The 10,407-nt window shown below is 65.8% G+C and carries 10 protein-coding genes; 4 read left to right on the forward strand and 6 right to left on the reverse strand.

What is annotated here, in order from left to right; genetic code table 11:
• The 4 genes from IVB32_RS03595 to IVB32_RS03610 all read right to left on the reverse strand — a co-directional run.
• On the reverse strand, positions 1–239 hold a 239-nt coding region (locus tag IVB32_RS03595; RefSeq protein WP_247409837.1), incomplete at its 3' end, for a LysR family transcriptional regulator.
• Positions 240–362: 123 nt separating this feature from the next.
• Positions 363–1,703 (reverse strand): MFS transporter, encoded by a 1,341-nt coding sequence (locus IVB32_RS03600; RefSeq protein WP_018457544.1) that lies wholly within the window; start codon positions 1,701–1,703, stop codon positions 363–365.
• Positions 1,704–2,002: 299 nt separating this feature from the next.
• On the reverse strand, positions 2,003–3,955 hold the full coding sequence (locus tag IVB32_RS03605; RefSeq protein ID WP_247297159.1) for a hypothetical protein: 1,953 nt from the start codon (positions 3,953–3,955) through the stop codon (positions 2,003–2,005).
• Between the two features lie 154 nt (positions 3,956–4,109).
• On the reverse strand, positions 4,110–5,192 hold the full coding sequence (locus IVB32_RS03610) for a YbhN family protein (RefSeq protein ID WP_247297161.1): 1,083 nt from the start codon (positions 5,190–5,192) through the stop codon (positions 4,110–4,112).
• 416 nt (positions 5,193–5,608) lie between these two features.
• Here IVB32_RS03610 and IVB32_RS03615 point away from each other — a divergent pair, with 416 nt between their 5' ends.
• Together IVB32_RS03615 and IVB32_RS03620 are read left to right on the forward strand one after the other, a co-directional pair.
• Positions 5,609–6,115 (forward strand): ferritin-like domain-containing protein, encoded by a 507-nt coding sequence (locus tag IVB32_RS03615; RefSeq protein WP_007612365.1) that lies wholly within the window; start codon positions 5,609–5,611, stop codon positions 6,113–6,115.
• A gap of 154 nt (positions 6,116–6,269) precedes the next feature.
• Entirely contained in the window at positions 6,270–7,673 is a 1,404-nt protein-coding gene (locus IVB32_RS03620) for an MFS transporter (protein WP_247409838.1), read from the forward strand.
• 14 nt (positions 7,674–7,687) lie between these two features.
• Here IVB32_RS03620 and IVB32_RS03625 read toward each other — a convergent pair whose 3' ends face one another.
• A complete protein-coding gene (locus tag IVB32_RS03625; protein WP_018457549.1) occupies positions 7,688–8,122 on the reverse strand; it encodes a hypothetical protein in 435 nt (144 codons plus the stop codon).
• A 79-nt stretch (positions 8,123–8,201) separates the two neighbouring features.
• On the opposite strand from IVB32_RS03625, the gene IVB32_RS03630 reads away from it, so the two are divergent.
• Together IVB32_RS03630 and IVB32_RS03635 are read left to right on the forward strand one after the other, a co-directional pair.
• Positions 8,202–8,789: a hypothetical protein gene (locus tag IVB32_RS03630; RefSeq protein WP_247377965.1), complete on the forward strand. Its 588-nt coding sequence runs from the start codon at positions 8,202–8,204 to the stop codon at positions 8,787–8,789.
• Positions 8,790–8,851: 62 nt separating this feature from the next.
• A complete protein-coding gene (locus IVB32_RS03635) occupies positions 8,852–9,451 on the forward strand; it encodes a YdcF family protein (protein ID WP_247377963.1) in 600 nt (199 codons plus the stop codon).
• A 19-nt stretch (positions 9,452–9,470) separates the two neighbouring features.
• Here IVB32_RS03635 and IVB32_RS03640 read toward each other — a convergent pair.
• On the reverse strand, positions 9,471–10,407 hold a 937-nt coding region (locus IVB32_RS03640; protein ID WP_247409840.1), incomplete at its 5' end, for a PLP-dependent aminotransferase family protein.

Genomic DNA, 10,407 nt, shown 5'->3' on the forward strand with positions numbered 1-10,407 from the left:
GAGGCGCTTTCAGCAAGCTTCAGGATGCGCCGCGCTTCCGGCAGGAAGCTGCGCCCGGCAGGCGTCAGGCGCACCGAGCGGCTGGTACGCTCCAGCAGCGGCGCATCGATGATGTGCTCGAGCACCTGGATCTGCCGGGACAGCGGCGGCTGGGTCATGTTCAGCCGCGCGGCGGCGCGGCCGAAATGCAATTCCTCCGCCACCGTGACGAAACAGCGGAGCTGGTTGAGGTCGAACATCGATACATGCCTTAGATGGATAAGGCGTTTCCCCGGCGCTTCTAGCATCGATTACTCCCAAAACAAAGACGGCGGCCGTGAAGCCGCCGTTAAGTTGCCTGGTCAAGCTCCCATGGGGAGCCCTCAGGAGGAACGTTTGAGCACCACGCGCTCGATCTTGCCGACGACCACGAGATAGGCGAATGCGGCCACCAGCGCATTGGCGCCGACGAATATCAGCGCACCGTTGAAGGAGCCGGTCGCGGCCAGGATGTAGCCGATCACGATCGGGGTGCTAATCGAGGAGAGATTGCCGAAGGTGTTGAACAGGCCGCCCGAGACGCCGCCGGCTTCCTTCGGCGAGGTGTCGGAGACGACAGCCCAGCCGAGCGCGCCGATGCCCTTGCCGAAGAAGGCGAGCGCCATGAAGCCGACCACCAGCGCCTGGCCGTCGACATAGTTGCAGGCGATGATCGACATCGACAGCAACATGCCGCCGACGATCGGGATCTTGCGCGCCATCGTCAACGAGCCGGTCTTCCGCAGGATCGCGTCGGAGATGACGCCGCCGAGCACGCCGCCGATGAAGCCGCACAGCGCCGGCAAGGTCGCGACGAAGCCGGCTTGCAGGATCGACAGGCCGCGCTCCTTGACGAGGTAGACCGGGAACCAGGTCAGGAAGAAATAAGTCAGCGTGTTGATGCAGTACTGGCCGAGATAGACGCCGAGCATCATGCGGTTGGAAAGCAGCTGGCGGATATGGTCCCATCCGGAGCCGGGCTCTGGCGCGCGCTCCTCCTTGGGAGCGTCGAGGTCGACCAGCGCGCCACCGGCCTTGATGTAATCGAATTCGGCCTCGTTGATGCCGGGGTGCTCTTTCGGCCCGTAGACGGTCTTGATCCAGACCAGGCCCATGACGATTCCGAGCGCGCCCATCACGAAGAATACGTAGCGCCAGCCGTAGTCGTGCGCGATCCAGCCCATCAAGGGTGCGAAGATCACGGTGGCGAAATACTGCCCGGAATTGAAGAACGCAGACGCGGTGCCGCGCTCATTGCCCGGAAACCAGGCCGCAACGATGCGGGCGTTGGCGGGGAAAGACGGCGCTTCGGCGATACCGACGAGGAAGCGTAGGCCGAACAGCACGGTGATCGCGGTGCCGGCGCTGAAGAAGCCGACCCAGCCCTGCATCGTCGTGAACAGCGACCAGACGATGATGCTGAAGGCATAGACAAGCCGGGAGCCGTAGCGGTCGAGCAGCCAACCGCCCGGCACCTGCGCGATCACATAGGACCATCCGAACGCCGAGAAGATGTAGCCCATCGCGACGGGATCGAGGTGCAGCTCCTTGGAGAGCGCGGGCCCCGCGATCGACAACGTGGCGCGGTCGGCATAATTGACGGTCGTGACCAGGAACAACATGGTCACGATGAACAGCCTGACGCGAGACCTTCTCACATCCGCTGCGGACATCACTGCGCTCATGACGCGCCTCCTTAGAACTCGAAACGTTTCCCCACTGCGACTCCTAGAGGTGCGCGCGGCAAAGTGTCCAAGTTCAAGGCAGTATCGATCGATGCTGCTTTTGGATTGATGGAACGGCAGGTGGGAGGAACGATCGAGGTGACGGCGAACCCGATCGCACCACGCGCGCCGTTGTCATTCCCCGCGAAGGCGGGGAATCCAGTACGCCGCGACGTCTCGATTCAATCACGTCTGTCACGGAGTACTGGATCGCCCGCCTGCGCGGACGATGACAGTGTGCGGTTAGAGGCTGCGCGCGTCTACTGCCGCGCGGCCGGCAGCAGCGGCGCGAGCAGCCCGCGTGTCACGCCCGGCGGTGCCGCATCCAGACCCAGCACGGCGCTTGCCGCCGGCAGTGCCGCGTCCGCCATCGCGGCGTGGCCTTCGGCGCTCGGATGCACGGCGCCGCCGTAGACGGCGGAGAGCACGCCCCAGGTCGCGTCATGAATGTCGGTCGGCTGGCTCGCCGCCGGCAGGCCTTGCGGATAGGTCATCGCGGCGAAATAGCTGTCGTTGGCGTCCCGGATCCACCGCGCGCGCGGCAAATAGGCGCGGAATTCGGAGGCGCCGCGGCCGCACAGCATCGGCTGGCTCGCCGCACTCACGATGTCGGGATTGAAGCTCTGGCCGTTCTCGGTAAAGCAGGTGCGGTCGAATTCGGGATCGTTGCCCGAATGCGCGCAGAAGCCGTGATCGGCGAACGCCGCCTGATGCGAATCCACGAAGGTCATGCGGTCGGCCTCGGGATCGCGGCACAGCGCGCCACGGGTGCAGGTGGCGAGCCCCTTGAGTTGCGGCAGGAATTCAGTGTCGACGAAAGTGGAGACGCGGGCGAGGCGCTGCGGATCGGCGTTGAAGGACGGATGGATGTCGAAGCCGGCGCGGCCGCCGCGGCAGGGCACGCCGCCATCGGCGAGCGCCGGGTTGGCGTAGGAGACGTAGACCACATGCGAGAGGTCGCCGCCGACCAGCGGCTTCAGCGCCTCGCGCAGCTTGACGAAATTCTGCGGCAGTTCGCGCGCCAGCGCATCGCGGGAATCATCGACGCTCGCCATCACGCCGGAGCGGCGGAATATCGCGCGCTCGGTTGCTGTCTCGACGATCACGTCGGCGACGAGGCCGGAGAAATAGACGTCGTTGGCGCCGACCGAGAGCAGCACGAGGTCGAGCGTGCGCTCTGGCTGGCGTTTCCTGGCGGCGGTCAGCGCCTCGCGCAGCTCGGCGACCTGCGCGTTCACGCTGATGTTGCAGACGCCCGTCTTGCCGGGCGGGCATTCGCGGGCGCGTTGCGAGCCGAGCAGCCCGTCGCTGATGCTGGCGCCGGTGCAGGCGAGCGGCAGAAAGGTCACCGCGACGTGGGTGTAGCGTACCGCGAGCGCCAGCGCGGTGCGGGCCTGGTAGCTGTAGAGCGATCGGTGGCAGGGCGAGTTGAACCAGAGCGCGCTGTAGCGCTGCCAGTTGGCAAGCGTATCCGGCGCTTCGCAGGCGCGGCCGCCCTTGAAGCCGGCGCGGCTCGGCCGGTAATACTGCGCGCCGGCGGTGCCGAGATAGGACCGGAAGCAAAAACCTTCGTCCGACAGCGCCAGCGGCCGGTCCGGATTGCCTTCGCCCGAGGCGATGCTGTCTCCGAGGCCAGCGACGAAGATGTCCCGGACCTGGATCTCGGTCTGGACCCGCTGGGTCGGATTGGAGCCGGAGGAGACATCGACGCTTGCGACCGTCTGCTTGCCGTAGCGGACCCTCAGATTGATCGGCTCGGCGCAGTCGAAGGTGGATTGTTGCGGCCCGTCGCCGTCGTCGAACGACCAGGCGCAGGTGGCGCCGACCGGCACCGCGCCGGCGAGGCGCACAGTGACGGGATGGTCGAGGGGGGTGAGATAGTTTTCCTTGGTGTTGTCGCGGGTGCAGGGCTGGTTGACCCGGCCTTGGAGGTCGATGCAGAGCCGGTTGACCATGTTGCGGGCCCAGCCGCGGCCCTCGCTCTGGAGCTCCAGCGATTGCTCGGCGGCGAGGATGCTGCGGTTACGCGCGTTCTCGACATGGAGCAGGAAGTCGCGCTCTTCGCGGAACAGCCGGAAGCGGTTGCGCACCTCCCAGCTGATCTGCATGGCGCCCGCGTCCTGCGCGGCCGCCCGCTCCGGCGGGAAGGCGGTGAGGAGCCCGGCGAGCAGCAGGGCACCGGCGAGGAAACGGCGATGGAATAAAGGGATCATGGCCCGCGTCTTCAACGGCAAAGTTGAGGCGGAAATAAGAGAGCTGCTCTCCGCCTGCAACATTGGTCTGACGGTTTTGCCGGCCGGCGTCTAGCGGACTATCGTGGGAGCATGATCTTTTCGGAAAACCACTTCGCACTTGTCCGGATCACGCTCAGCGTTTGCTGGCCTGCCGCAGCGAACGCTCGCGCTCCATCGCTGCCACCTGCTTGGGCAGGTTGGCCTGCGCGCAGGCCTCCGCCAGCCGTCGGCGCTCCTGCCAGGGCTCCACCACATTCATCCAGAGCTCGCGTGCGCCCATGATGGAGATGGCAAGACCGAACGGGATCACGAAATAGAGGATGCGGAAGACGAGGAGCGTGGCCAGAAGCTGCTCGCGGCCGAATTCGGGCAGCGCCACCAGCATGGCGGCGTCGAACACGCCGAGCGAGCCGGGAGCATGGCTGGCGAAGCCGAGCAATGTCGCCAAAATGAACACCACGGAGAGCGACAGGAAATCGATCTGCGGAGTGGCCGGCACCAGAAGGTACATCGCCAGCGCGCAGAATCCGAGATCGACGACGCCGATCAGGATCTGCACCAACGTCAGCGGCGCTGACGGCAGCACCACCTTCCAGCCTTTCTGGCCGAGCTCGCGGCGCTTCTCGCCCATGCACAGCCAGACCAGATAGGCGCCGATCGAGGCGAGGCCGCCGATCGCAATCAGCCGGTTGATCGACGACGGCAGCTGATCCATGTAGGAGGCGGCATCCGGATGGATGGCCATGCCGATCGAGAGCACGAAGATGTTACCGAGCCAGAAGGTCAGGCCCGACAGGAAGCAGATTTTTGCGACGTCGATCGCATTCAGCCCGTAATCCGAATAGATCCGGAAGCGGATCGCGCCGCCGGTGAAGACGGTGGCGCCGATATTGTGGCCGATCGAATAGGACGTGAAGCTGGAGAGCGCTGCTATGCGATAAGGCACGTGCCTCTTGCCGATCGTTCGCAGTGCAAAAAAGTCGTAGAAGGTCAGCGTACAGAACGCGAAGCATACGCAGATCGCCGCCAGCCCGATATTGCCGCGGGGGATTTCGGTCAACGCGGTCAGGATGACCCCGGTGTCGATGCCCTTGAGCGTCCGCACCAGCGTGGTGATCGCGAACGCGATGATGAAGACGCTCGCCGCAACGCCGAGTCGCCGCCAGCCGATCCATCTCTTGAAGCCGCGCTTCAGCGCGGTCAGCAGTCCGTGCATTCATCCTCCCGGCGGGGGGCAAGACCGACCAGGCCAGACATTGGCCGGTCGGATGCGATCAGTGCCCGATGTGGGCTTGGATCGCTAGGCATGATGTAGCTCATTTAAGGCAAAAACAGTGACTTGTGCAGCCCTTGACAAGGATTGGTTCTGCCTTGGACCAGCTACTTTGTCATACGCGGTTCACATCGGACGCGCGTTAAGCATATGAGTCGTGGCACCGGTCGCGTCCGTCCGTGACATAGTCTCAGACCCTGCATGGCCGGCATTGTTCCAGCGCAAGGGATGCGGGCTTTTTTGGAACGACGATGCCGTGCGCTGGTTAGTGCCCCATCAGCAATCGAACATGGCGGAATAACCGGCTTCTCCTGCGAGCCGGTGCCTCCGTGTTCCCACAACCCGAGAGGATCGGACCGATGGGATTGTTCACAAAAGACATCAAGACCATGAACGACCTGTTCGTGCATCAGCTCCAGGACATCTATTACGCCGAGCAGCAGCTCACCAAGGCTCTGCCTAAAATGGCGGATAAGGCGACCGATCCGCAGCTGAAGCAGGGCTTTTTGACGCACCTCGAAGAAACCAGGGAGCACGTCAAGCGCCTCGAGGAAGTGTTCAAGATGCACGGTGCGCAGGTGAAGGCGGTCGATTGCCCCGCGATCGACGGCATCATCGAGGAAGCCGACGAGACCGCCGGCGAAGTCGCCGACAAGGCGGTGCTCGACGCCGCGCTGATCAACGCGGCACAGGCGGCGGAGCATTACGAGATCGTCCGCTACGGCAGCCTGATCGCCTGGGCCAAGCAACTCGGCCGCAACGACTGCGCCAGCGTGCTCGCCAAGACGTTGGAAGAAGAGAAGGCGACCGACAAGAAGCTGACCACGATCGCCGAGAGCAAGGTGAATCTGCGCGCTGCGAGCTGAGGGCCAGGCGTAGCCAGGATCGAGCGTCGCGCGGTCATCCGCGCGACGCTCGAACATGACGCATCCGTCCCGCATCCATCATTCGACCCTTGTCGTAACATGACGAGGGGCAGGAAGCGTATCGTTCGCATGGGGCTGCAACCGAGATGGCAGCATGCGAGTAAGCACCGCCAGATACGAAGCCTTCGAAGCCGGCGCGCCGCATTCCGGCTCCCGCCTTGCGACGTCCCTCACCCTTGCCGCGATGAGCCTTGGTTATGGCGTGGTGCAGCTTGACGTCACCATCGTCAACACCGCGCTCGACGCGATGGGCAGGACGCTCGGCCGCGGCGTCGCCGAGCTGCAATGGGTTGTCAGTGCCTACACCATTGCGTTTGCCGCCTTCATCCTGACGGCCGGCGCGCTCGGCGACCGCATCGGCGCCAAGCGCGTCTTCATGGCGGGTTTCGCAATCTTCACCGCCGCATCGCTCGCCTGTGCGTTGTCGCCCAATGCGACCGTGCTGATTGGGGCGCGCCTGGTCCAGGGTCTGGCGGCGGCGATCCTGGTGCCGAATTCTCTTGCCCTGCTCAATCATGCCTATCCGGACGACCGCGAGCGCGGCCGCGCCGTCGCGATCTGGGCCGCCGGTGCGAGCCTCGCGCTCACCGCGGGCCCCTTCGTCGGCGGCGCGCTGATCACGCTGGTCGGCTGGCGCGCGATCTTTCTCGTCAACCTTCCGATCGGCCTCATCGGCCTTTGGCTGAGTTGGCGCTATGCGACCGAGACCACGCGCGCGCCCTCACGCGAGATCGATCTGCCCGGCCAGCTCGCGGCAATTGGTGCGCTGGGGGCGCTCGCCGGCGCGATCATCGAGGGGGGCGCGCTTGGCTGGCAGCATCCGGCTGTGCTCGCGGCGTTCGCTTCAGCCGCTTTCCTGCCGGTGCTGTTCGTCTGGCGCGAGAGCCGCGCGACGCAGCCGATGCTGCCCCTGTCCCTGTTCGATCACCGGCTGTTCAGCCTGACCGCGCTCGTCGGCCTGCTCGTGAACGTCGCGATCTACGGGCTGATCTTCGTGCTCAGCCTTTACTTCCAGAGGATCAACGGCCTGTCGGCGTGGTGGACCGGTCTCGCCTTCGTGCCGATGATGGCGGTGGTGCTGCCGGTCAATCTGCTGGCGCCGCGTCTCGCCGAGCGCATCGGGTCGTGCCCGACCATCGTCGTCGGCGCCTGCGTCTCGGCGCTCGGCTGTCTCGGCCTGCTGTGGATCGAGGCCGGCACAAGCTATTGGGCGATCTTTGCGCAGATGATCGCGATCAGCAGCGGGCTTGGGCTGCTGGTGCCGCCGCTGACCTCGACCTTGCTGGGCAGCGTCGAGAAGGCACGCTCCGGCATCGCGGCGGGCGTCCTGAACGCGACGCGGCAGACAGGCAGCGTGCTCGGCGTTGCGCTGTTCGGTTCGCTGGTGGCCTCGGAAGGCGCGTTCATGACCGGCCTGCACGCATCGCTGGTGGTATCGGCCGCCGTCCTCGTGCTCGCTGCCGCCGTGATCGGGATCGGCGCGCCGTCGCGCGGATGAACTGTGCGGAGGAATTAGCCGCGGCGCAGTGCGAAATGCGCGCCGCAGAACGCCATCACGGCACCGAGGCCCAGCGCGGCAATCCCGGCCAGCACGCCTGAGACTGTCGGGACCGGGCTCGGCGCCGAGGCCACCTGGCCAGCCCCCGCAAGCAGCAGCACGCCGACCGCGATGAGGAATTGCCGCATCCGTTGCGGGATCTGGCCCGAGACGGCGCTCTGCATCAACGTCGCCGTGAAATAGCCGCCGGAGAAGCCGACGGAGGCGATCAGCCACCAGGCGATCGCCGCGCCCGCCGGTATGAACTCGTGCGAGTCCGAGTGCCAGAGGCCGCCGAGATCGAGCCCGTAGCGCGCGCCCAGCATGTGCACGGCGAGCGCGAGCAGCACGCCGGAGATCACGGCGGCGCCGAGAATCAGGCGGCGCGGAAAAAAAATCGTCTCAGCCATGTCTCGCTTGTAGGATGGGGCAGGGCGCTCACGCAAGCGGGTCGCAGACTGGATTGCCCGGATAGGATCGATTGTGAAGATGCGGGATTCGGGAGTTGAGCCGGCTGCGGGTGCGAGCTATGCCTACAAGGCGTCGCTGATCGGCTCGGCGCATCGCTTCGAACTGACCGAGGAGGGGCTGTCCTGGCACATCGCCGGCCGCACCTCGCTGTGGCGTTATGACGAGATCAGTGCAATCCGGCTGTCGTTCCGCCCCGTCTCGATGCAGCAGCACCGCTTTCGCGCCGATGTCAGCCACACCGGTGGCGGCCGTATCGCAATCCTCTCGACGAGCTGGCAGACCGCGGCCCTGATGGCGCCGCAGGACAATGGCTTTCGCAATTTCATCGTCGGGTTGCATGCGCGCATGGCGCAGGCCGGCAGCCACGCCGAGTTGACCGCGGGTCTTGGCCGCAGGACCTACGCGACAATGCTGGCTTTTCTTGCGGTGCTTGCAGTGGCGATGACGGGGCTCCTGATCCGGGCGCTTGCGATCGGCGAATTCGCCGGCGCGCTGTTCATCATCGGTTTTGCCGCGCTGTTCGCCTGGCAGATCGGCGGCTTCGTGCGGCGTAACCAGCCGCGGAGCTACAGCTTCGATCGCGTGCCGAGCGCCTTGCTGCCCTAGGTGCAACGGGCCGCAATCAAACGTGACTTCGCGCCGTTGCGGCAGTGTCGCATCGTGCTGCCATGTCAACCCTGGATCGCAGCACGCGGAGGCCTTCGGCGGATGAGATCGCCAGGATCAACCGCGCGCACCTGATCGATACGCGACTTCGGCCGGCCGACCTGTTGTTCATGTTCGGCACCCGCGAGGACGTCACGCTGCGGGCCGACACAGCAGCCCGGCTGTGGCACGAGGGTTTGTTCCGCTGGTCGATTGTCAGCGGCGGCGTGACGGCGGGCTCGGAGCAATCCGAGTGCACGATCATCAAGGCGGCGATGGTCGCGGCGGGCATTCCGGCTGACCGAATTCTCGAGGAACATCGTGCCCAAAACACCGGCGAGAACGTGATCCTCTCGCTGCCGATCATTGACGCGGCGCTCGGGCTGCACAATGTCCGCAGCGTGATCTGCCTCGGCAACACCTGGACCGCGCGGCGTTATCCGATGACGCTGCACCGGCACTGGCCGGAGGTCGAGAAAATGCTGCTCACAGTCGACAGCTTTGCGACGCCGCGCGCGCTCTGGCACACCGATCCCGAATTTCGCCGCCGCATGCTGCACGAATGGGACAAGATCGAGCCTTACAAGGCGAGGGGCTTCATCGCGGAATGGCCGGAGGCCTGAGCTTGGGGCAAGCGCCGCATTACTCCGTCGAGTCGAAATCCTCTTCCTTGGTGCCGAGCAGCGATGCGATCGTGCGCAGGCCGGAATCGAGCTGCTCGAACGAAGGCGGGGCGAGCGCGAGCCGCACTGCGTTCGGTGCGTGGCCATGCGCGATCGCGAAGGTCGAGGACGGTGTCAGCGCGATGCCGCGCCGGGCTGCCGCGGCGACGAAGGTCTGCGAGCGCCAGTGTGCCGGCAGCGTGAGCCAGAGATGATAGGAGCGCGGATCGGCGGCGAGCTGGTAGCCGGTGAGCAGCCTCGCCGCGGTCTGCTGGCGGCGCGCGGCGTCGATGCGTTTCAGCCGCGTCAGCTCGGCCACGGTGCCGTCTGCCATCAGCCGCTGTCCAGACGCCAGCGCATGGCCGGACGCGATCCAGCCGCCGGTGCGGACCGCGCTCATGACGCCCTCGCGCAATCGCGGCGGCGCGACCAGGATGCCGAGCGCGAGGCCAGGGGCGACCTTCTTGGACAGGCTGTCGATCACGATGCAGCGGTCGGGGCCGAGCGCGGCCAGCGGCGTGTCGTCGGCCAGGAAGCCGTAGACGGCGTCCTCGATGATGGTGAGATCGAGCTTCTCGGCGACGCGCATGATGTCGGCGCGCCGCGTGGCGTTCATGGTGACGCCGAGCGGGTTCTGGATGATGGGCTGGAGATACAATGCCGACAGTTGCGCCTCGCGATGCGCCTTCTGAATGGCGTCGGGGCGCGCGCCAAATTCGTCGATCGGTATCGGGACCAGCGTCACGCCGAGCCGCGCGGCGATGCTCTTGACGTAAGGATAGGTCAGCGCCTCGACGCCGCAGCGGCCGCCGGTGGGAACGAGGGCTGCGAGGGCGGCCGCGAGCGACTGCTTGCCGTTCGCGGTGAAGACGATCTGCTCGGCCTGCGGCGCAAAATCCTTGCGCGCGAGATAGGCG

Origin of the sequence: Bradyrhizobium sp. 23, assembly GCF_023073295.1 — a bacterium.
Classification (GTDB): Bacteria; Pseudomonadota; Alphaproteobacteria; order Rhizobiales; family Xanthobacteraceae; genus Bradyrhizobium; species Bradyrhizobium canariense_D.